This window comes from Marinobacter salarius, from assembly GCF_032922745.1.
Taxonomy (GTDB): Bacteria; Pseudomonadota; Gammaproteobacteria; order Pseudomonadales; family Oleiphilaceae; genus Marinobacter.
Window position 1 is genome coordinate 3996533 of record NZ_CP136693.1, and the last position, 21287, is coordinate 4017819.

General features: G+C 54.8%; 17 protein-coding genes and 2 pseudogenes. 5 read left to right on the forward strand and 14 right to left on the reverse strand.

Annotation, left to right across the window (positions count from 1 at the left end; translation table 11 throughout):
- Positions 1-20: 20 nt before the first annotated feature.
- Both R1T46_RS18555 and R1T46_RS18560 read right to left on the reverse strand, forming a co-directional pair.
- A complete protein-coding gene (locus tag R1T46_RS18555; protein WP_317306513.1) occupies positions 21-557 on the reverse strand; it encodes a response regulator transcription factor in 537 nt (178 codons plus the stop codon).
- A 147-nt stretch (positions 558-704) separates the two neighbouring features.
- Positions 705-1613: pseudogene (locus tag R1T46_RS18560) on the reverse strand (IS3 family transposase); the annotation flags it as partial.
- A 58-nt stretch (positions 1614-1671) separates the two neighbouring features.
- Here R1T46_RS18560 and R1T46_RS18565 point away from each other — a divergent pair.
- Entirely contained in the window at positions 1672-2841 is a 1170-nt protein-coding gene (locus tag R1T46_RS18565; protein WP_317306514.1) for an IS30 family transposase, read from the forward strand.
- A 9-nt stretch (positions 2842-2850) separates the two neighbouring features.
- Here the strand turns inward: R1T46_RS18565 and R1T46_RS18570 are convergent.
- The 5 genes and pseudogenes from R1T46_RS18570 to R1T46_RS18590 all read right to left on the reverse strand — a co-directional run.
- A pseudogene (locus tag R1T46_RS18570) lies at positions 2851-3147 on the reverse strand (transposase); the annotation flags it as partial.
- Between the two features lie 58 nt (positions 3148-3205).
- Positions 3206-5350: a PQQ-dependent dehydrogenase, methanol/ethanol family gene (locus R1T46_RS18575; protein ID WP_317306515.1), complete on the reverse strand. Its 2145-nt coding sequence runs from the start codon at positions 5348-5350 to the stop codon at positions 3206-3208.
- 32 nt (positions 5351-5382) lie between these two features.
- Entirely contained in the window at positions 5383-6804 is a 1422-nt protein-coding gene (locus tag R1T46_RS18580) for an aldehyde dehydrogenase family protein (RefSeq protein ID WP_317306516.1), read from the reverse strand.
- Between the two features lie 19 nt (positions 6805-6823).
- The gene (locus R1T46_RS18585) at positions 6824-7696 is read right to left on the reverse strand and encodes a transporter (protein ID WP_317306517.1); all 873 of its coding nucleotides are present in this window, start codon (positions 7694-7696) and stop codon (positions 6824-6826) included.
- A gap of 153 nt (positions 7697-7849) precedes the next feature.
- Positions 7850-8338 carry a helix-turn-helix domain-containing protein gene (locus R1T46_RS18590; RefSeq protein ID WP_317306518.1) on the reverse strand — a complete coding sequence of 163 codons (489 nt, stop codon included), beginning with the start codon at positions 8336-8338 and terminating at the stop codon, positions 7850-7852.
- Positions 8339-8517: 179 nt separating this feature from the next.
- Between R1T46_RS18590 and R1T46_RS18595 the strand changes: the two genes are divergently transcribed.
- A complete protein-coding gene (locus tag R1T46_RS18595) occupies positions 8518-9465 on the forward strand; it encodes an IS5 family transposase (RefSeq protein WP_273064646.1) in 948 nt (315 codons plus the stop codon).
- Between the two features lie 97 nt (positions 9466-9562).
- Here the strand turns inward: R1T46_RS18595 and R1T46_RS18600 are convergent, their stop codons facing one another.
- The 5 genes from R1T46_RS18600 to R1T46_RS18620 form a co-directional block, all read right to left on the reverse strand.
- The gene (locus R1T46_RS18600) at positions 9563-9958 is read right to left on the reverse strand and encodes a hypothetical protein (protein ID WP_317306519.1); all 396 of its coding nucleotides are present in this window, start codon (positions 9956-9958) and stop codon (positions 9563-9565) included.
- 443 nt (positions 9959-10401) lie between these two features.
- The gene (locus tag R1T46_RS18605; RefSeq protein ID WP_317306520.1) at positions 10402-11991 is read right to left on the reverse strand and encodes a phospholipase D family protein; all 1590 of its coding nucleotides are present in this window, start codon (positions 11989-11991) and stop codon (positions 10402-10404) included.
- Positions 11991-12917: a universal stress protein gene (locus tag R1T46_RS18610; RefSeq protein ID WP_317306521.1), complete on the reverse strand. Its 927-nt coding sequence runs from the start codon at positions 12915-12917 to the stop codon at positions 11991-11993. The genes R1T46_RS18605 and R1T46_RS18610 overlap by 1 nt, the downstream gene beginning before the upstream one ends.
- Position 12918: 1 nt before the next feature.
- The gene (locus R1T46_RS18615) at positions 12919-14406 is read right to left on the reverse strand and encodes a SulP family inorganic anion transporter (RefSeq protein WP_317306522.1); all 1488 of its coding nucleotides are present in this window, start codon (positions 14404-14406) and stop codon (positions 12919-12921) included.
- Between the two features lie 246 nt (positions 14407-14652).
- Positions 14653-15273, reverse strand: coding sequence for a LysE/ArgO family amino acid transporter (locus tag R1T46_RS18620; protein WP_007151886.1), 621 nt, complete (start codon positions 15271-15273; stop codon positions 14653-14655).
- Positions 15274-15356: 83 nt separating this feature from the next.
- Here R1T46_RS18620 and R1T46_RS18625 point away from each other — a divergent pair, with 83 nt between their 5' ends.
- On the forward strand, positions 15357-16256 hold the full coding sequence (locus R1T46_RS18625) for a LysR family transcriptional regulator ArgP (RefSeq protein ID WP_036204537.1): 900 nt from the start codon (positions 15357-15359) through the stop codon (positions 16254-16256).
- Here R1T46_RS18625 and alkB read toward each other — a convergent pair.
- A complete protein-coding gene (alkB, locus tag R1T46_RS18630; protein ID WP_317306523.1) occupies positions 16226-16876 on the reverse strand; it encodes a DNA oxidative demethylase AlkB in 651 nt (216 codons plus the stop codon). The genes R1T46_RS18625 and alkB overlap by 31 nt on opposite strands.
- A gap of 106 nt (positions 16877-16982) precedes the next feature.
- Here alkB and R1T46_RS18635 point away from each other — a divergent pair, with 106 nt between their 5' ends.
- Both R1T46_RS18635 and djlA read left to right on the forward strand, forming a co-directional pair.
- Positions 16983-19850 (forward strand): HD domain-containing phosphohydrolase, encoded by a 2868-nt coding sequence (locus R1T46_RS18635; protein WP_317306524.1) that lies wholly within the window; start codon positions 16983-16985, stop codon positions 19848-19850.
- A gap of 90 nt (positions 19851-19940) precedes the next feature.
- Positions 19941-20711: a co-chaperone DjlA gene (gene djlA / locus R1T46_RS18640; protein WP_317306525.1), complete on the forward strand. Its 771-nt coding sequence runs from the start codon at positions 19941-19943 to the stop codon at positions 20709-20711.
- A gap of 18 nt (positions 20712-20729) precedes the next feature.
- Here the strand turns inward: djlA and R1T46_RS18645 are convergent, their stop codons facing one another.
- Positions 20730-21122 carry an isoprenylcysteine carboxylmethyltransferase family protein gene (locus R1T46_RS18645; protein ID WP_317306526.1) on the reverse strand — a complete coding sequence of 131 codons (393 nt, stop codon included), beginning with the start codon at positions 21120-21122 and terminating at the stop codon, positions 20730-20732.
- Positions 21123-21287: the final 165 nt, after the last annotated feature.

Genomic DNA, 21287 nt, shown 5'->3' on the forward strand with positions numbered 1-21287 from the left:
CTACGTCGTGGAATGAACGCTTACCCTTCAACAGCATTATCCTCTCCGTTCTGAATGACTCCCGTGCCAGAACAAATGGAAACTTGTCCAGCTAGAACCTGCCGAATCGTGTCGACAACCTGGTCTCGTGATGCAGATTTCGCTATGAAGCCCAAAGCTCCTCGATTAATTGCTTGCAAGGCGATGTATCTATTCACCCTAGAGGACATAATGATTACGGATAAGTTGGGAGCGAGTTCATGCAGGCTGCCCAGACCATCCATTCCTTGCACGCCTGGCATGTCAAGATCGAGCATGAGAAGGTTAAGGCCGTCATTTTTGCGTATGATCTTTAATACATCGTCGAGACAAGAAGTCTCCAGAACATTTGCGCAATTGGGATGAGAAAAAATAACGCGGCGCATGGCATCCCGAAAAAGCGGCTGATCACCGGCAATTAGAGCCTTTATTGGAGGCACCGCTCCAGAATCTGCCTGTCGAGCCTCACGACTAAATATGGCGCTCAGCTTTCCCTGACGCGTCTCGAACTGGGAGAGACTGCTGGCTTCATTCAGCATGGTAAGATCCCTGTTTTAGTGGCACCGCTGTTTAAAGTTTTCCGTCCGTTGGTCAGGTTAAGCGTCCACTAGAAAATAAGCGGATACTTAAAGTGGCCCTCCTTGGCCTAAAGCCTCAACAATAACCGCGATGAGGAGTTGTAGTGGTCAAGTGTTATAGACCACCGTCTTTTGAGTTTTCCAGTAGGCCTTCTCTGCCGCATTCGGCGGCAATCCACTGTTGTGTTTGTGCGGTCGCAGCGCACTGTAATAGCCGATCATGTAATCCGTGACCGATTGCTTCGCCGCGGCAAAGCATGGATACCCGATTTCCGGCACCCATTCTGTTTTCAGACTCCGGAAGAAGCGCTCTGTCGGGGCATTATCCCAGCAATTCCCCCGTCGGCTGAGGCTCTGTTTCATCTGGTAGCTCCATAACAACTGCCGGAACCTCAGGCTTGTGTACTGACATCCCTGATCCGAGTGGAACATGACTCCTGATGGCTTCCCACGGGATTCATACGCAATCGTCAGCGCCTTCTTCACCAGATCCGTATTCGGTGATAGGGATATGGCCCAGCCCACCGGTTTACGGGAAAACAAATCGATCACAACAGCTAGATAAGCCCAGCGCGCACCGGTCCAAAGATAGGTGATGTCTCCGGTCCATACTTGATTGGGTTCCTCTACGTCGAACTCCCTGTCAAGAAGATTCGGAATATCCAGGTGCGGCTGATCGGCCTTCTTGTAAACGTGGCTTGGCGGCTGCGTACTGACCAGTCCCAGCTGCTTCATCCGTCGGCTGGCTCGGTAACGGCTCAGCGGTATTCCGGCCTGTGTCACCATGCTGGCAATCGTCCGTGCCCCGGCTGAACCATTGCTGGTCTCGTGGGCCTCAATAACCTGCTCTTGGAGTGCTTGCTCAGCGTCACAGGGCGTTCTATCCCGGTCACGCCATGCCCGGTAGCTGCTGCGATGCACCCCAAACACCCGACACAGGCGCTGCACCGTATAGCTCTCTTCAAGTCGCTCGATTATCGAGAATTGCTCAGGGAGTCCGACATCAAGAGAGCGGTGGTAGATTCAACCGATCAGTGCAACATAATGCACACTGGTAACTATCGGGGCTTTCAGAATGCCGCAGCAAGTATCAAAGACCAGAGGGCTGACCTACCAGCAGAAGCAGGAGCTATGGGCTCGATGGAAGAAAGGGCAGTCGCTTAGCGAGATTGGCAGAGCCCTTGGAAAGCATGCTGGATCGATTACTGGAATGCTCGCCATACATGGCGGCATTGCCCCTCTGGGACGCTCCAGGTCAGCGAGGGTGCTTAGTAGCTATGAGCGCGAAGAGATTTCAAGAGGCATCTCAGCTGGACTGACATTGACTCAGATTGCCGACTCGATGGGACGATCTGTCTCAACCATCAGTCGAGAGGTCAGTCGTAACGGTGGAAGAAGTCGTTACAGGGCGAACGTGGCAGATCGGCGTGCCTGGATCCAATCAAAACGTCCGAAAAAATGCCTTCTCGCATTGAATGAGCCTCTCCGTGCAGCGGTTGCCGAAAAGCTGAGCCTTGACTGGTCTCCAGAGCAAGTAGCAGGCTGGTTAAAACGCCAGTTCCCGGACGACAAGTCGATGCATGTGTCCCATGAAACAATTTACCGAAGTCTCTTTATTCAAGCCCGAGGTGTTTTGAAGAAGGAACTTGTCAAACACCTCCGATCAAGACGCGGCATGCGTCGATCACGGCACAGAAGCTCTGAAGAGGCAGAATCCCGCACCAGCATCACAGATTTGGTTTCTATCCGTGCTCGGCCAAAAGAGGTTGAAGACAGGGCTGTTCCTGGCCATTGGGAGGGAGACCTGATATCCGGATCCAAGAACTCACATATTGCGACGCTTGTAGAGCGACAGTCTAGATTTACGATGCTCGTTCATGTCGGCGGCAAAGATACGGAAAGCGTTGTTTCGGCGCTTTGTCGGGAAGTAGGTCAGCTCCCCGAGGAGTTGAAGAGAACCCTGACCTGGGATCGAGGGGGTGAGCTGGGTAACCACAGGAAATTTACGCTTGCGACCGACATGCAGGTTTATTTCTGTGACCCGAAGAGCCCCTGGCAAAGAGGCAGCAACGAGAACACCAATCGGCTGTTGCGCCAGTACTTCCCGAAGAAGACTGATTTATCGGGCTATTCCCAGAAGCAGTTAAATGAATTCGCAAGGAAGCTGAATGAACGACCGAGGAAAACACTCGACTACCTGACACCTTCTGAAAAGCTGCAAAGCATATTTGCATTGACCGGTTGAACTCACCGTAGCCTTTTTTAAGATTTCCTTTTCTTCCTCCGACCGACGAAGGCGGCGCTTCAGTTCCTGAATCTCACGCTGCTCTGTGGTCAGGGCCTCGCCTCTGGGCGCTTTGCCAGCCCGTTCGGAACGAAGTTTACGGACCCAGTACTCCATGGTGGATTTACCGACACCCATGGCATCGCAGGCAGCTTTCACTGTGTATCCTTGGTCGACCACCAGTTGGGCTGCCTCCAAACGGAATTCCGGACTGAAGTTTCTAGTTTTCGCCATCGTCTTCACCTGATTCATTATGTGAGTGATCATACACTCAAAATCAGGTGGCCAAAGTCACTATGCCACTACAGAGTAGCTTCTTTAATGCCTACTTTTCACCCTGTGCATCAAGCGCGTCATGGGCTCTCTTTATAAGGTAGGCGCGGATCTGTTCAATATCGCTACCGCTCAATTGTGAACCGAAACCCGGCATGTAAGTGCCGTCACGTCCATTGACAACTGTATGCCCGAAGCCGGAGCTAGAGTGCAGCAAGGGACTATGCCTAAGGTCTGGAATATCCTCCATCAATCCCGCAATAGCACCCTCACCGTGACATCTCATGCAGCTACGATTATAGAGATCACGACCAGCGTTTACTGTTTCGCTTTCCGCCTTAAAGGGCGGTGGGTTCAAAGGAGGTACTGGGCGGCGGTCGGGTATAGACGGAGCAGTTGTCGTGCCTCCGAGCTTAAAGGTATATAGACGGTTACTGTGTCGTGCCTGATAGGCTGCTGCAAAAGGTCCTGCTATACGAGACAGAGCACCGCCCACACCAGTCAAGACGCTAAGGTATTGTTCGCCGTTTACGGAATAAATTGCAGGTGCCGCGACGATGCCAATACCAATGTCATAACTCCAGATTCGTTCACCTGTGTCTGCTTTATAGGCATATAGTTGTCCCGTAGGTGTACCCTGAAAAACTAGGTTGCCAGCTGAAACTACTGTGCCACCGTTCCAGATAGTGGGGTAATCTACCTCCCAGGCTTTTTTCTGATTTACAGGGTCCCAAGCAATCAAGCTGCCTTTGATCATCGGCAAAACCTGCTCCAACACTTCAGGATCCTCAGGGAAATCCGGCCACTTCAGTCCCAGGTTAAAGACAGTGCCAGGCTTCGCTTCGTAGTCTTCCTCTTCACTGTACACCCATGGCACCTGTTGGTGCGGAATGTAGACGAGGCCAGTATCACGACTGAAACTCATTGGATGCCAGTTATGCGCACCGAAGGGGGAGGGGAAAGCCAACTGTGGACCTTGCCCGTAGCGTGCATTTTCTGTTTCTACTGGGCGACCAGTTTTCATGTCCACATGAGTAGCCCAAGTAACTTTGGTAAACTTCTCAGCGGACAACAACTCGCCAGTGTGTCGGTCAAGAACGTAGAAAAATCCGTTCTTAGGTGCTTGCATGATGACCTCTCTCGAGGTGCCATCAATTTCCAGGCTAGCCAATATCAGGTGTTGAGTAGCGGTATAGTCCCAAGACTCGCCCGGTGTGGTTTGATAGTGCCATAAGTATTTCCCGGTTTTTGCATTGATAGCCACAATCGACGAGAGGTAAAGATTGTCTCCACCTTGGGGGCTACGAACGCGTCGATTCCAGGGTGACCCATTACCTGTACCGAGATAGATCACATCCGAAGTTGGGTCATAAACCATAGAGTCCCATGCAGTGCCACCACCACCATGGGCCCACCATTCGCCGGTCCATGTCTCCGCTGCCTTCTCCATGGCTTCGTTTTCGAAACCATTTTCAGGATTGCCTGGAACCGTGTAGAAACGCCACAGCTGTTCACCATTGCCAGCATCATATGCAGTTACATATCCACGAACACCAAACTCAGCCCCCCCATGACCAATAATCACGCGACCGTTCGCGACCCTCGGCGCTCCTGTGATGGTACGGCGCTCATTGTTGTCTTCATTTGTGTTCACCTCCCACACTACACTGCCGTCTCGGGCATCAAGAGCCACCAAGCGGGCGTCGAAAACACCAACGTAGACTTTACCTTCGTATACGGCCACCCCACGGTTGGTTACACCGCAGCATCCACGAGCCCCGTCTTCAGGGTTTACCCGAGGGTCATAGCTCCAAAGCTGCTCTCCAGTATCTGCGTCAAGAGCATAGACCACACTCCAAGGGCCGGTAACATACATCACTCCATCGACCACCACTGGGGTGGCGGACCCGCCGGCTTTGGTGCCCATGTCGTAAACCCAAGCCAACCCCAGTTCTTTCACATTGTCTTCGTTGATCTGCTTAAGTGAACTATAGCGTTGTTCTTTGTAGCTACGACCGATCCCCATCCAGTTTTCGGGTTCTCGGTCTGCATTCTTCCATCTACCGTCGGTTACGTCTCCCATTCCTGTTGAAGCATTACTCAAGGACGTACCTTGCTCGGTTACCTGGCTGCAACCAACAATCAGAGTAAACATTATTAGACCGGCTACCGGCCAAAATACATTCTCATTTTTCATTGTTGTTTCCTCAGAGTTGTGCCTGGCCAGCTTTACTGGCTAACAGTCTGTGTGTTTTTGATATTAATAACTTTGAGGGTCGTAAATTCCTCCAGGCCCTGCTGCCCCCATTCCACACCTATGCCAGACTCTTTTGTTGCAGGCATCGGAATATCGGGGGCGAATGCACAATGCTGGTTTATCCAAACGGTGCCGGTATCCAGTCGGTTGGCAACCGATTCAGCAAGAGCAAGATTTGATGACCAGACAGACCCCCCTAAGCCAGAGGAGGATTGATTGATCGTTTCGAGCACATCGTCGAGATTGCTATATTTTATGATAGGAAGGACCGGGCCAAATGGCTCTTCATCCACCACACGGCTTCCGTCCTTGATGTCGCGCACAACCGTCAAAGGCACACAAAAGCCAGGCTTGTCCGACACCACGCCGCCCGCAATGATCGTACCGTCCTTCTGTGCTATCTCGAGATAATTACAAACCTTGTTAAACTGTGCCCGGTTTTGTACGGGGCCAAACTGAGTGGCAGGGTCCATACCGTCTCCCACAACACTTTCGGATGCGAGTGCCGCGATTGCACTACACATTCGGTCATAAATGCCATCAGGCACGTAAACCCGTTTAATCGCGACACAAACCTGACCGCTATTAATAAAGGATGCGTTAAATATGTCCCGGGCCGCCTCTTCAACATCAACATCATCCAGAACCAGCGCGGCGTCATTGCCTCCCAGTTCCAGAGTCAGGCGCTTGAGCGTGCCCGCGGCATTTGACATTATCGCTTTACCCGTTTGTGTAGAACCCGTAAAGGAAATCTTGTGGACGCCAGGATGGCGAGTGAGCAGAGCCCCTAAATCATTGTTGTCGGTAATAATATTTACTACCCCGGGAGGAAATATCTTTTGAATTATTTCGCCCAGTTTCAATGTCGCTAGAGGGGTCGTTGGTGCTGGCTTCAGGATGATCGTATTGCCGGCAATCAACGCTGGCGCGATCTTATAGGCTGCGATCAATAGCGGGAAGTTCCATGGCATGATGGCAGCGACAACACCCAACGGTTGACGTTGTACCTCAACTCGCTGATTTTCATTGTCGATCAGGGAGAATGGGCTCAAATGCATGGCCGACAATGTACGACAAAAAGCACAAGCAAAATCAACTTCGAGCCGTGCTAGCTCTAGCGGTTTGCCCTGCTCGCTCGTCAACAAAATGGCCAGGTCCTCTTTGTGAACGTTCATAGTATCCGCCATTAAGACAAGCGTATCTCTACGTTCAGAGATTGGCGTTTGCCGCCAATCTTTAAATGCTTGATTGGCCGCTTTTATGGCTTTCTCCATCTGGTCTTCTGAAGCAATTGGACAGATAGCGACTGTCGTCTCATTGGCAGGATTTGTTACCTCTATAGTGTGATCGCTGTCTTCGAGGTGGCCGTCTATCAACATTTTAAAGTTTTGCATCGATCGTACTCCTCAAGTCTTAGAACGGCTGGAGAAAACGCAGCTGGAAAGCTTCCAATTCAGGCCCTGATCCGCTTACTTCGATATCCCTGAGATATTGCGCCTGCATTTGCAGTTTTCCAGGTATTAGCCAATGGTTGAGCCCGAGCGTAACCGTTGAGGTGTCGACCTCATTGTTCATCGCAACGCCATCCAACTGCGTCTCGTCACCCTTACGCCAGCTATACCGGATACTGGGGTAGGTTGAGGGCGTAATGTCATAGGAGAGCATTAATTGGACTTGGTAAGCTTCGTCCTGTTCGAGGCGATTTCCTCCTATTGGATCAGAATTGGTTCCGTACCATTGGACATCCGCGACAACATCCAGCGCCAGCTTTTCAGTCAAACGTGTCATATAGCCGGCCTGCAGCACATAACTCCATCGATTGGCACCAAGATTGACGGGCTTGTCCGAATCATATTCACCTGTGGGCGCTATCACGAAGGGTGTAACGCCGAAGTAACTCTTTTTTTCCGGATCTTCATGGAGCCATACGGTCGCTGCAGCTATCGCATCGCCCATACCAGAGCTCGAGCTGTCCAATAGTCCGATCTCCTGCGTTCCGAACGGTAATAGAAACTGAGGATCAACCGTAAGCCCCATTACCTTGGTAAAATGTACAAAGCGGTAAATGCCGATTGTTGCGTCCAGATCCAGATCATCAGTGACTGTCTCCCCTTCTGCATTCAGGTCGTCTGCGGTTAGCTGACGGGCATACAGAATGTTAAGGTTGGTGCCCTCAGGCAACGCTGTGTAATCTCTCGGATCGACATCGAATGCGTGGCTTGTCAGAGGCATCAGCAGGGCAATCATCGCGCTTGTATAGCGCAGGTTGTAATAGGCTTTTGTCATCGTGATATCACCGATATTTTTGTTAATGGATGCGCCAGCCGAAATCCCAGGTTTCAGCTAACTACCAAAAACATTACCAGTAGTATCGATAATCGACTTGAGGTTGGCGGACATTGGGCTTGTATTGCAGCGACATGGCCGGCTGTTTTCAGGTCAGGAGAGCGTGGCCTTTTTGACCCGGTATTGGGAAGGAGATAAACCGTAATAATCTTTGAATACACGGCTGAAGTGAGCGCAATCCTTAAAGCCCCAGTGAAATGCGATGGAGGTAACGTCAAGGTGTATTAGCTTGGGATTGGCAAGGTCACTAGCACAAGCACTCAGACGATGTTCGCGGACCAGGCGGCTGAAGGACGTATCAAGGGTTTTGAATATCCGCTGAAGGTGCCGCGACGAGATTCCCAAGTGGTTCGCCACAACCTGTGCGTCGATCGCACTATCATTAAGATTACGCTCAATAAATGTCATAGCTTTTTGCAGATAAATCGAATGATATTCCTTTGAGCGGTCACGAGTTTGAGTAAATAGTGGCTGCAACAGGCTGAGAACAGCATTGAGCAAACAGTCCTCTTTCCATCCAGCCGGGCTGGTGCTTGCAACAGCGGCGGCTTTTTTCAACAACGGAGTTACCAGAGAGGCCATATCCGTATCTGCTGCAACCTTCTTTGCCGTAAGAATGCGGGTATATCGCCAATTATTAAGGGCTAGATCACGAGGAATATGAAAGCAATACTGGTGTCCTTCCTTAGGGAGACTCTGAATAAGTCCCCGAAATCGGCGATAATACGGCCATCGTCAACCGCATAGGATTCGTTGCCACCATGGATCAGATGACCTTCTCCGAAGCTGAGTACCAGAACAAGAAGCGCAAGACCCGCCGCGAGATCTTTCTGGAACGGATGGACAAGCTGATTCCCTGGAAGCAATTGGAGAAGAAGGTAGCCCGCTATTACCCCAAGGGCCAGAACGGCCGGCCTCCCTATCCGCTGTCTGCCATGCTCCGGGTCCACTGCATGCAGTTGTTCTATAACCTGAGCGATCCGGCCATGGAAGATGCCTTGTACGAGATCGAATCCATGCGGCGCTTCGCCGGCCTGAGACTTGCGGACCGGCTGCCAGACGAAACCACGATTCTCAACTTCCGGCATTTCCTGGAGCGCCACGGCCTTGCCAAGGTCCTGTTCAAGGAAGTGAACAAGCATTTGGAGAAAAATGGCCTGATGCTGCGTGAAGGCAGCATTGTTGACGCCACCATTATCTCCGCCCCCAGCTCCACCAAGAACAAGGCTGGCCAACGTGATCCGGAAATGCACCAGACCAAGAAGGGCAACGAATGGCATTTCGGGATGAAAATGCACATCGGTGTCGACGACACGCTGGGGCTGATTCACAGCATTGAGACCACTGCCGCCAACGTTCACGACATCGTGCCCACCGGTAAGCTGCTGCACGGTGACGAACAACGCGTCTTTGGTGATGCCGGTTACCTTGGCATTCAAAAGCGGGAAGAGCATAAGCACCGTGACAACGTATCCTGGTTCATCGCCAAACGACCCGGCACCCGGAAGACGCTGCCCGCCAACAAACTGAAAGCCGAGAAAATCAAAGCCAGTGTTCGCGCCAAGGTGGAGCATCCCTTCCGGTACATCAAACAGGTCTTTGGTTACGGCAAAGTCCGCTATCGCGGCCTGGCCAAGAACAACAACCGGCTGCACCTGCTGGCGGCATTCAGCAACCTGCTGATGGGTGAAAAATACATACTGGCGTAGGGCCAGTGCGCCTGTTTTTCGCCAAATCGGCGGGAAACGGGCAACAAACAGACAAACAACGGGAGAATGACGTCCGAATTTTCGGATTTTGGCCGTTTCAAACCGATACTGGCGAAAATCGGCGGTTATTCAGACCTTCCTTAGGGTACTCGATTAAAAAAGGTTGATTGGAGTCCAGGAGCACCATGTCACCAATCTGTAATGTGGCGGAGCTATGTTCTTGCTGAACTTTGGAAATGCCGTGGGCCTGATGGATCAAGTAAAAATATTGGTTGTCTCGATCTTCAGAGTCCTTTTTTTGTCTCTGCAGAGACAGCCCGCTTGCTCTAACGTTCGTAAACTCCATGCCATAGGAACAGAACCTTCGGATTTGGCCGGCAAAGTGTTTCGAATCATTTACTTGAGTATTAAGCCCACCCACAGAAGTATCGACGGATTTTTCCCAATCAGCAAGACGCTGATCAATTTCGGTGAAATTTGTTGTTTTTATCATCAATGCATTCCTAATTACTATGAAATCAACTGATGCCGCTAATTTCCCCCAATATCGAACACACTCGGATAAAATTGCAGATGCGAACTTTTTGAGAGTTTAGTCTCGAGTGCCGAGTTTGTCACACCCCGGTTTGTGAACATCCCTGTTTCAGTTGCACCGCTGATTAGAGTTTTCCTCCGTTGGTGTTTCGCCAGGTATTCCCACAGCGTTAGGTCTTCCAGTGAATCGTGGGGTTTAGCTCAGCGAGCATCTGCATTTCGCAGAGCGCTTAAGGCATTTCACCTGGACGGCAGGGAACTGGTATACACCTGCGTAGAGGGAACAGCAACGTCCCATTTGGGGTTTCGTCTCTCTCAAGGAAAGACTGATCATGATCGCTATGGGACTCTGGATGCCCTTGAGGACATACTTACTCTAAGACAGTAATGCATGCTGGTGTGCTAGAGATATTTCTCGATAGGCAACCACGACAGAAACCCGGACTTCGCCCGGCGCCACCAATGGACGGTCGGCTCGCTGGTGAACACCGCTTCACCGCTACGCCATTGGAGATCTCCGTCCTCGTCCAGGGCCACCTCCCAGCTATTACGGGGCGCCATGGTCAACCGTATATCTGTCGCCACACGCTCTGCCAGTTCGGCACTGTGGATAATCAACACGGTTTCACCGTTGAGGTAGATGGAGCGAAGGTTTACGTTGAAAGACCCCACCACCAGGGTGCTGCGATCAAAAACCACAGATTTGGAGTGCAGGCTGACCTCGCCCGTGGCGCAGAAGGCATCATCACTTAGCCATTGCCGGCAAGCGTCGGCATCGGGCTTGAGTTCGTAGATGTCTATGCCCTGCTCCAGCATGTAGGGGCGCCAGCGGGCATAACCGGCATGGTTGGTGACCAGGTCGTTGGAAGCCAGAGAGTTGGTCAGCGCGGCAACCTCCAGTTGCGGGCGCTCGTTGGCACCCAAGGCCTTCAACTGTTCCTTGGCAAGAATCAGGTAGGCGGACTCGATCAGGATTTCCCGGGTAGCCGCCTGCGCGAGGCGTTGCAACGCCAATGCGCTTCGTTTGGGCTTTTCCGATGGCGCATCCATGTTTTCAGGGGGAGGATCGAACACCAGTTCCCCCCGGGCAATCGTCATACGGTCAAACACCGTTGCCAGTTCAGACCTGCCCTGCTCCTCCCCTGTGGGCGCTGAGACGGGAAGCCGGGGTTGTGCAATGGCCTGCTGCCGAAGCCCCTCCAGCCTCTCTGCTAACTCCTCGCCAGTAGGCGCGGATGTGTATAGCTCGGAAGCGGGGTAAGCCCAGGGGCTACTCCAGTAAGCCTGGAAATTATCCGCCATACCCTCAACCACCGGCCCCAGGGCAAGGACATCGCGATCCCTGAAATAGCGGTTCTCATCGAAGCCGAAATATTCATCACCAATGTTGCGGCCACCGACGATGCCAGCGGTCCCGTCCACCACAAATGTCTTGTTGTGCATTCGGCGGTTGATACGCTGGAAATCCATCAGAAACGAAACCCATCGGCCCCAGCCACTGCGGTTTCTGGCGGGGTTGAAGATGCGAATATGAATATTCGGATGGGTATCCAGGGAAGCGAACAATTCGCCGATCCCCTCGGCGTTGAAGTCATCCAGCAACAGCCGGACGTGGACACCACGGTCTGCCGCCAACAGCAGCCGACCGGCCAGATGCAGTCCGGAATCATCACGATTCCAGATGTAGTACTGGGCATCAATACGGTGTTCGGCCGCCTCAATCATAGCCGCTCGGTATAGGAAGGCGTCCTGACCAGAATCCAGCAGGTAATAACCGGATTGACCGTTCGCATCAGCCAGCCGTTGCCGGGACTGGCTGGAAAGGAAACTGTCGTCAGTCAGCACGGCGGTTTCGGCTCCGGAATGAGTGGCCGGCGGCAAACTGCCGGCACAGCCTGTCAGCAACACCAGCAGCACTAGCAGCCCTGACAGCTCTGACAGAGAGTGGCGTGCCGACATCAGCCCGGCAACAGGCCCCCACTCGCACGGCATTAGCGCAGAATCACCAGCGGCTTCTTCGCGGTTTTCAGCATGGTGGTTGTGGTGCTTCCCACCAGGAACTGCCGAATTCGTGAATGGCCATAGGCACCCATCACCAGGATGTCGATGTCGTGTTCTTCCTGGTAGGCGTGGAGCGTTGGCTCTACATCCCCGGCACGGATCGCGAGGGTGATGTCGGAGCCAAGGTCACCCAGCATCTTCTCTGCTTTCTTGAGCTGTTCCCAGCGGTCATTGGTGTCCGCTCCAATCATCACCAGATGAATCGGCATGCCTTTCAGCACCGGGCTACCCGCCAGAAGTTCCACACCCTTGAACGCCGTGGCACTGCCATCAAAAGCAAGCATGGCGCTCTTCGGCTGCTCGTACTCGTCGGGAACCAGAAGAATCGGGCGATGGACACTGCGAATCACGGTTTCCAGTTGACTGCCCACGTGAATGTCACGGTCTGAGCTGCTCTCTCCGTGCAGCCCCATCACCAGCAGACGGGTCTGGTTTTCCAGGGCCAGCAGCGATTCCGTCAGATCCCCATGGCGCTGCCGTTTGATCACGTCGTCAATGCCCTGTTCTTTCACCCGGTGTTCTGCCTCATCGAGCATGTGATGGCCGTGTTCCAGGGCCAGCTTGGAACGCTTGCGGTCAAGCTCGGCAAGCTCATCCATCAGCTGTTCACGGCTTCCCAAGCCAATGCTACCAGCCAGGTCCGGCTCTGTTGGATAGCGTTCCTCGTCGAGAACGTGCAACAGAGTCATCGGGGTTTCCATGTGCTTGCTGGCCCAGGCAGCGTAATCGCACACCGCCGGTGCAGCCCGGGAGCCGTCGATACAGGCAACTACTCGTAGCATTTCAACCTCGCCTTGGTGATCCTTGTGGTTGTTATTCTGACCGGTTACGTCTTTGAATTCCTTGGCTTGTGTCATATCAGTGCGCCATCAACTGGTCAACGGCGTCGGGTTTATCGTGCACCCCAAAGCGGTCAACAATGGTGGCGCTGGCTTCATTCAGCCCGATGATGTCCACCTCCGCACCTTCGCGACGGAACTTGATAACGGCCTTGTCCAGAGCGCCCACTGCCGTAATGTCCCAGAAGTGAGCCCGGGTCAGGTCAATCACCACATTATCCACTGCTTCCTTGAAATCAAAGGATTCCGTGAATTTTTCCGAGGAACTGAAGAACACCTGCCCGACAACATTGTAGGTGCGGGTATCAGTCGCCTCATCAAATTCGGATGTCACCAGCATGTAATGGCCCACCTTGTTGGCAAAGAACAGGGCCGCCAGAAGCACGCCTGCCAGCACGCCGAAGGCCAGGTTGTGCGTGGCAACGACGACAATAACGGTCACCACCATCACAATGTTGGTGGACAGGGGATGCTCTTTCAGGTTCTTGATCGACGCCCAGCTGAAGGTACCTATGGACACCATGATCATCACGGCTACGAGGGCCGCCATGGGAATCTGTACCAGCCACTGATCCAGTACCAGCACGAGAACCAGCAGGAATACACCCGCTGTCAGCGTGGAAAGCCGGGTTCGGCCGCCAGATTTGATGTTGATAATGGACTGGCCAATCATCGCGCAGCCGGCCATGCCACCCAGAAGGCCAGAACCGATATTGGCAACGCCCTGCCCTTTGCACTCCCGGTTACGGTCACTGGTTGTGTCCGTGAGGTCGTCCACAATGGTGGCGGTCATCATGGATTCCAAAAGACCAACAATGGCTAGACCGACGGAGTAAGGCAGGATGATCATCAGGGTTTCAAGGTTCAGCGGCACGTCCGGCCACAGGAAAATCGGAAGCGTATCCGGCAGTTGCCCCATATCACCGACCGTGCGGATATCGATGTTGTAGACCATCGCGACGATGGTCAGCGAGACAATACAGATCAACGGCGATGGCAGTATGCGGCCGACGACCGGCACCAGTGGAAACAGGTAAATGATACCCAGCCCGGCAGCGGTCATCGCATAAACGTGCCAGGTGACATTAGTGAGCTCTGGCAACTGCGCCATAAAGATCAGGATAGCCAGCGCATTTACAAACCCGGTCACCACGGAACGGGACACGAAGCGCATAAGGCCGCCGAGTTTCAGATAGCCAGCGCCGATCTGCAGCAGCCCGGTCAGCAGCGTAGCTGCAAGCAGATACTCCAGGCCGTGTTCCTTTACAAGAGTCACCATCAACAGCGCCATAGCGCCTGTCGCGGCGGAGATCATACCGGGGCGGCCGCCGACGAAGGCAATCACCACAGCAATACAGAACGAGGCATACAGACCCACTTTCGGGTCCACACCGGCGATAATGGAAAAAGCGATGGCTTCGGGAATCAGCGCCAGCGCCACCACAATGCCGGCAAGCAAATCGCCGCGTATATTGGAAAGCCAGTCGGCCTTAAGCTTGTTCACCATATCGTTGGTATCCAGTCAGAGAGGGCAAATTCGGGACGTAAAAACCGGTTGTAGTCGTAATGAGGTGACTACCGGAGTTCAATCAGGACGTAAACCTGGGAGCACAGGACGCTAGGGCGGAGTGATCGTCGTAACTGTCGTGGGGACGTTCATTAAGGTACGTTCATAAGCTGCGAATTAAAGGCGGCGAAGCATACCAGAACGGTGCTGGAAAAGTAACCGGCGGGCCCGGAGACCGGGCGCTGTTTACGCCACCGGCCCGGACAGGCCGTTGCTGGCGAGGTGAAAGGCAATGATCGCCATCATGGAACCAATAGCGCCATCAATGAACCGCCAGGACATGGGGCTCGACAACCAGGGGGAAAGCGCCGCCCCGCCGAACGCCAGCAGGCAGAACCACATGACAGACGCACTGCTGGCGCCGGCCACAAACACCAGCGGGCTGGCCTGTTGCGCGCCGATGGCAGGGATCAGCAACAAGGTATCCAGATACACCTGGGGATTCAGTAGCGTTACCGCCAGGGTGGTCAACACCACGGTCCGCAGGCTCGAAACATCCGCTTTCCTGGCATCCAGGGCATCACGTCCTTTCGCAGCACGAGCGAAGGCCAGCAACGCCAGCCAGCTGAGGAACGCCACACCCAACCAGCGCATCACGTCCAGCGCTTCAGGCACGGCCATCAACGCGGCGTTAACGCCGAACATGCCTGCCGTGAACAGCAAGATATCCGCCGTCATGCAAATGCCAGCGCAATACCAATGATGTTCCCTGCGAATCGCCTGCCCCAGGATGTAGGCGTTCTGAGCGCCAATCGCAATGATGATGCCTCCACACACCAGCAGCCCTGTCAGATAACTTGTCAGCATATTTCCCTCCGAATTTGCTGGAAGCTTAAGGGGTAAGGGCTATACTTAAAAATCATAAACCTTATATCCCATGAATATTTCTTATGTTGGATTACAAGCTTCTGCAGGCACTTGCCGCGGTGATCGAGAACGGTGGGTTTGAGCGTGCCGGGGAGATACTCGGGCTCACGCAATCCGCCGTATCACAACGCATCAAGTCACTTGAAGTACGCCTGGGCCAGCCGGTTCTGGTCCGGCACCCGGAACTGCAGGCAACGCCGGCCGGGAACAAGCTGCTGAACCACTTCCAGCAGGTACAGCTTCTGGAAAGGGACCTGCGCAAAACCATACCCGCCCTTGCCGAGGACACCACCCGCCTGCGTATCGCTATCAACGCCGACAGCCTGGCCACCTGGTGGGCCGCTGTGGTTGGGGAGTTCTGCAGCCGGGAGGGTTTATTGCTGGATCTGGTTATTGAGGACCAGGACGTAGGCCTGAAGCGGATGCGCGATGGCGATGTGGCCGCCTGTCTGTGCAGCAGCAGCCAGCCCATTGCTGGCGGGCGTTGCGTGGCACTGGGGGAAATGACCTACATGCCGCTGGCGACCCCACAGTATGTTCGCCAGTTTTTTCCGGATGGCATCACACCAGAAGCTTTCGCCACCTCTCCGGCTATTGTATTTGGCCCCAACGACCAGCTACAGCACCGATTCATGGCCGGCTGTGGCTACCACGGCCGTTTCCCCTACCATTTGTGCCCCTCCTCCGAAGGTTTCGTCCAGCTTGCCAGGGCCGGCATGGGCTACGGCATGATTCCGCAAATCCAGGCCAGTCATTGGCTGGACAATGGGGGCCTGGTCAACCTTGCACCGGGTCATGAGCTGAAAGTGCCCCTCTATTGGCACTTCTGGCGACACAGCGGGGAGTTGCTACAGCGTTTGACCACCACGCTTGAGGGTGCCATCACCCACCATTACCGCGCACGGCGAAACGTCAGGTTGTAACGGCAGGCGCCCGTCAGCGAATGCTGTGCCTGCTTGAGCGTTAACACGCCATGGTAGCGGAGCCGCGCGGGGCCTCCCCAGACCACGACATCACCATGCTCAAGGGGCACTCGCTGTGGTCGGTCACTGCGCCGGGCGCCTCCGAACTGGAACATGGCCGGGGTGCCCAGGGACACAGAAACGATCGGCTGATCGAAATCCTCTTCATCTTTGTCCTGGTGGAGACCCATTTTGGCGCCAGGTGCATAGCGGTTCACCAGGCAGGCGTCTGGATTGAAACCCGAATAGCCCCCTGCGCTTGCTGCCTTGGCCGCCAGAGACCGAAACACGGCCGGCATCAACGGCCAGGGTTCCCCTGAAAGCGGATCGTTTCGCTCATACCGGTAGCCCTGCGCGTCCGTCACCCAGCCCCAGTCTCCGCAACAGGTCATCGCCACCGACATGGTGTAGCCACCGGGCGTCTGCATTTGCCTAAACGGAGCCTGTTCCGCCACGCCTGAGATCGCCTCCAGCAATTCGCTGGCGTTGGCCTGGGCAAAACGGCGAAGGACAACCGCTCCATCGCAGAGCGGCTCGACCCAGGGCTCCGATGAAGATGACTCGAACAAATCCATAGTCATTGAGCGCTCACCGTATGATCAGGAAAACCGGGAGTTTAACGTCTACCCTTGGGTCAGTGCAGCACCCTGCGCTTTGATACACCAGACCACCGTTTAAGGATGAACCATGCGTCGAAATCGCCAGTCAGCGCAGGTGTCGCTTGCCTTTCTGATAGCCTCCGCGATCACCCTCGGCATGCTGGTACTCACCATTGTACTGGTCAGCCAAAGCTTTCGCGGCATGGAAAACGCGAAAATTACTGCCGCCAGTGCCACGGCCCATCAGCTTGCCGTCAGTGTGGATGACCGTATCCGTGCCATCACCGACCCGCCGTCAACCGCTCTCGCGGTCCTCAGCCACGACCCTCTGGCCATCGCCGACACATTGGAACAACGCCTGGTAAGACTGCCGGTTGTCGCCGACATTCTCGACAGCAGCGACATCGTCAGTGCCGTTTACGCTGGCTATGCCAATGGCGATTTTTTCCTGCTACGAAAGATACGCAGCTCTGGCGCCATGCAGTTTCCAGACGCACCCACCAATGCGCAGTACCTGCTCCAGTCCATCACCAGGGCCGCGGATGGAAAGTCGCAATCCGTGTGGCACTTCTACGATGCCAGCCGCATCCTTCTGGAAAGCCGTACCCCATCCGACTACCACTTTGATCCTCGAGACCGTGGCTGGTACGAGCTCGCCGATGCCTCCGGCAACACGAAACTGACCGCACCCTATGTCTTCTTTACCACGGGTGAAACCGGCTTGACCCTTTCCCGACGACAAGCCGGTGCGAAGGGCATGGACGGCAATACCGTGTTTGGCATCGATGTAACTGTTACCGACCTGGGTACGCAACTAGCCGAACTGCGGCAGACGCCCGGCACCCGCATTGCCATTGTCAACGCCGAAGGTTCCCCCCTGGCCTACACAGGGCCCGACGCCACCAACAGCGGGACAACATCCAACACAGCAAAGCCACAGGGACTGAATGACGGAGCCATCAACGCCGTCCTGGAAAGCGATAGCAAGCAAGCCACGAGTGAATTGGTAAACCGCTTTACCACTGAAAACCGGGACTGGTACGGCATGACGGAACCCCTTGAGTCCCTGGACCGGGAGAACCTGAAAATCGCCGTGGCCATTCCCGCCGACGAACTATTGGCTGATGTTTGGGCAGCTTTGACCCGTCAGACTATCCTGGCGAGTGCTATCGCACTTCTGTTGCTGGTCATCGGCTGGTTCCTGGGCCGTCGTGTGGGTAGGCCACTGGAATTGCTGACACGCCGGGTGGGGGCACTCTCCCGTTTTCGTTTCGACACGTCCGTTTCCGTTGATTCCCATATTCGCGAAGCGCGTCAACTCAGCGTCGCCCTGGACGATATGGCCAGTACGATCCGCAGCTTCCAAAGCATTGCGACCGCACTCAATCGGGGTCAGGATCTGGATAGCCTTTTGCAGGATATCCTCGAACAGATCGTTCACATCCTCGGGCAGACCCGGGGTGCTATCTACCTGATGAGCCGCCAAAGCAGCGAACTCAGGCTTTCCGTGGACCGCGACATACACCCGCCGGAGACCATCACCGGCGTCAACGCCAAGGACGACGACAACGACGTGATAAGGGCGCTCCGTAACGCCCTTTCCGGCCATCCGGTATTCGCCATTCTCAGAAACCGGCGCAAACAGTTGATTGGGGCCCTCGTTATCGAAATGGAGCATGGTGAGCACACCCACCTTAGCGATGACCTGATCGTATTCGTCGATGAGATCGCCGGCTCCGCCGCCGTTGCGATCGAAACCCGTGAACTGATTGAAAGCCAGCAGGCGTTGCTTGAGGGCATCATTCGCCTGGTTGCCAACGCCATTGATGCCAAGTCACCGTATACGGGTGGCCACTGCGACCGCGTACCAAAACTCGCCCAGATGATGGTCGATGAAGCCATCCAGAGCCCCGCAGAACCCTTTGCCAACTTCACCATGAACGACGACGAGCGCTACGAGTTCCACCTGGCAGCGTGGCTTCACGATTGTGGAAAGATCACCAGCCCCGAGCATGTGGTGGACAAGGCCGTCAAACTGGAAACGATCTACAACCGCATCCATGAGATTCGCACCCGCTTTGAAGTTCTGCATCGGGATGCGGAGATCCGGTGCCTGAAAAGGCAACTGGCTGGCGAGAGTTCTCAGCAGGCGGAAACCGACCGGGATCGGGAACAGGAAGAGCTGCAGGAAGCCTTTCGCGCAGTCGCCAACGCCAACACTGGTGGCGAATTCATGTCGGAGGACGACATAGAGCGCATCCGACAGATCGGCCAACGCACCTGGGTGCGTCATTTCAGTGACAGGCTGGGATTATCCGGCGACGAAAAGCAGGTTTTGACTGGCACACCGGAGCAGACGCCACCTGCTACAGAACCTCTGCTGGCAGACAAACCCGGCCACCTTCGTCCCTGGGGGGAACACAAACCACCCGTTGCCAAAGACGACCCACGAAACCGGTGGGGATTCGACATGACACTTCCAGAACATGCCGTTAATCAGGGTGAGCTCCACAACCTGACCGTGGCAAAAGGAACCCTGACCCCCGAGGAACGCTTCCGGATCAACGACCACATCGTACAGACCATCTGCATGCTGGACGCCCTGCCCCTACCTGACAGACTTGCGAACGTGCCCCACCTGGCAGGCACCCACCATGAACGCATGGATGGACAAGGTTACCCCTGCCGGCTGAACGCAGACGACATGGGCATTCCCGAGCGGATCATGGCGGTGGCGGATATTTTCGAGGCGCTGACCGCCGTGGACCGCCCCTACAAGGAGGGCAAGACACTGACCGAATCCCTGACCATCATGCAGAGAATGGTGAATGACGGACACATCGACCGGGCGGTGTTCCAGTTGTTCGTCCAGACAGGTATCTACCGCCGATACGCAGAGCAACACCTGCGTCCGGAACAAATCGACGCCGTGAATGAAGAACGCTTTCTGACATGAACATTCCTCCATCGCGACGGGTTATTTTCGAATTCTTCGCCGAAACCCGTATACTTTGCGCAGTTTTAAACACTTGAAAAGGACACTGACATGTTCGGCCTGTTTATCGGCGGTTTGATCGGCTACCTGTTTGGCCGCTTTCCCGGCCTTCTGATTGGCGCTGTGGCAGGCGTACTGTTGACCCGATACATCAAGAGCCGTCTGTGGCAAAAACTGCGCAATGTGCAGACGGACTTCCTGGAATCCGTGTTTGCGGTGATGGGCGCCCTGTGCAAAGCCGATGGCGTTGTCACTCGCGATGAGATCCAGGTGGCGGAACGCCTGTTCGATCGGTTTCGTCTCTCCGGCGAACACCGGGAGCGCGCCAAGGCTGCCTTCAACCGTGGCAAGGCCAATGACTTCGACCTGGATGCGGAACTGCAACACTTCCTGCGGGTGAGTGGCCGCCAGCCCGCATTACTGCAGATGTTCCTTCAGGTACAGGTGTCTGCCGTTGCCGCCGATGGTGTGGTCCACCCGGCCGAACATGAGATGCTGGTGCGTATTGCCCGGGGCCTGGGACTGCCCGAGGCTCAGGTAGACCAGCTGGAAGCCATGTTGAGGGGCGCCCACGCCGGCCAGTCTGGCGCCGCAGGCCAGGCATCGTCCGCCAGCCAGATTGATGATGCCTACAAGGTTCTCGGGGTTTCGCCTTCCGCCAGCGACGCCGAAATCAAGAAAGCTTACCGCAAACTGATGAGTGAAAATCATCCGGACAAACTGGCCGGACGTGGCCTGCCTGAAAGCATGCGGGAAATGGCGGAAGAGCGCACCCGTGAAATCAGTCACGCCTACGACGTGGTCAAGGAAGCCCGAGACTAAAGTCCCGGCGAGCCAGACCTACAGCCAGCGAGGCACGCGCCTGCGATAGGCCTCGTAAGCCTCGCCGAATAACTCGGCGAGGGCCTTTTCCTCCACCCTCGCCTGCCTGACCAATACCGTTACGCCCGCAACCAGGCATACCAGCGAAAACACCGAAGGCAGCGCCAGAAAAAAGCCCAACTGGCCGAGCATAACCGCCATGAACACTGGGTTTCGGCTGCGACGATAAGGACCACCAGTGAGCAGGTGGCGATCCTGTTTTGGGTCAACACCCGAACGCCAATCCTCGTGCATGTAAGCCTGTAGATAATTGACCAGGCTGAACGACAGCAACAGGAGCACCATTCCCATGACCAGTACCGGCCCATGGTAGAGCGCATCGAAAACGCCCAGCCAGGAGTCAATATCCACAAAGACACGTGCTAAAACCACCGCCAGGATTGAAGCCCGAAAAACATTGAAAATGTGCCTATGCCACCATCCGGCAGTGGCCCGCCCGCCGTAGTTTATAAAGGAAAACCCCATCCTGGCGTGGAGGCCGAGGCTTCGTGCCGTGAACTGGATGCCGATCAACAG

Excerpts from the sequence above, each read along its gene's own strand:
- R1T46_RS18555 (WP_317306513.1), bottom strand. The coding sequence starts at position 557 with ATGCTGAATGAAGCCAGCAGTCTCTCCCAGTTCGAGACGCGTCAGGGA.
- R1T46_RS18565 (WP_317306514.1), top strand. The coding sequence starts at position 1,672 with ATGCCGCAGCAAGTATCAAAGACCAGAGGGCTGACCTACCAGCAGAAG.
- R1T46_RS18575 (WP_317306515.1), bottom strand. The coding sequence starts at position 5,350 with ATGAAAAATGAGAATGTATTTTGGCCGGTAGCCGGTCTAATAATGTTT.
- R1T46_RS18580 (WP_317306516.1), bottom strand. The coding sequence starts at position 6,804 with ATGCAAAACTTTAAAATGTTGATAGACGGCCACCTCGAAGACAGCGAT.
- R1T46_RS18585 (WP_317306517.1), bottom strand. The coding sequence starts at position 7,696 with ATGACAAAAGCCTATTACAACCTGCGCTATACAAGCGCGATGATTGCC.
- R1T46_RS18590 (WP_317306518.1), bottom strand. The coding sequence starts at position 8,338 with ATGGCCTCTCTGGTAACTCCGTTGTTGAAAAAAGCCGCCGCTGTTGCA.
- R1T46_RS18595 (WP_273064646.1), top strand. The coding sequence starts at position 8,518 with ATGGATCAGATGACCTTCTCCGAAGCTGAGTACCAGAACAAGAAGCGC.
- R1T46_RS18600 (WP_317306519.1), bottom strand. The coding sequence starts at position 9,958 with ATGATAAAAACAACAAATTTCACCGAAATTGATCAGCGTCTTGCTGAT.
- R1T46_RS18605 (WP_317306520.1), bottom strand. The coding sequence starts at position 11,991 with ATGCCGTGCGAGTGGGGGCCTGTTGCCGGGCTGATGTCGGCACGCCAC.
- R1T46_RS18610 (WP_317306521.1), bottom strand. The coding sequence starts at position 12,917 with ATGACACAAGCCAAGGAATTCAAAGACGTAACCGGTCAGAATAACAAC.
- R1T46_RS18615 (WP_317306522.1), bottom strand. The coding sequence starts at position 14,406 with ATGGTGAACAAGCTTAAGGCCGACTGGCTTTCCAATATACGCGGCGAT.
- R1T46_RS18620 (WP_007151886.1), bottom strand. The coding sequence starts at position 15,273 with ATGCTGACAAGTTATCTGACAGGGCTGCTGGTGTGTGGAGGCATCATC.
- R1T46_RS18625 (WP_036204537.1), top strand. The coding sequence starts at position 15,357 with ATGTTGGATTACAAGCTTCTGCAGGCACTTGCCGCGGTGATCGAGAAC.
- alkB (WP_317306523.1), bottom strand. The coding sequence starts at position 16,876 with ATGACTATGGATTTGTTCGAGTCATCTTCATCGGAGCCCTGGGTCGAG.
- R1T46_RS18635 (WP_317306524.1), top strand. The coding sequence starts at position 16,983 with ATGCGTCGAAATCGCCAGTCAGCGCAGGTGTCGCTTGCCTTTCTGATA.
- djlA (WP_317306525.1), top strand. The coding sequence starts at position 19,941 with ATGTTCGGCCTGTTTATCGGCGGTTTGATCGGCTACCTGTTTGGCCGC.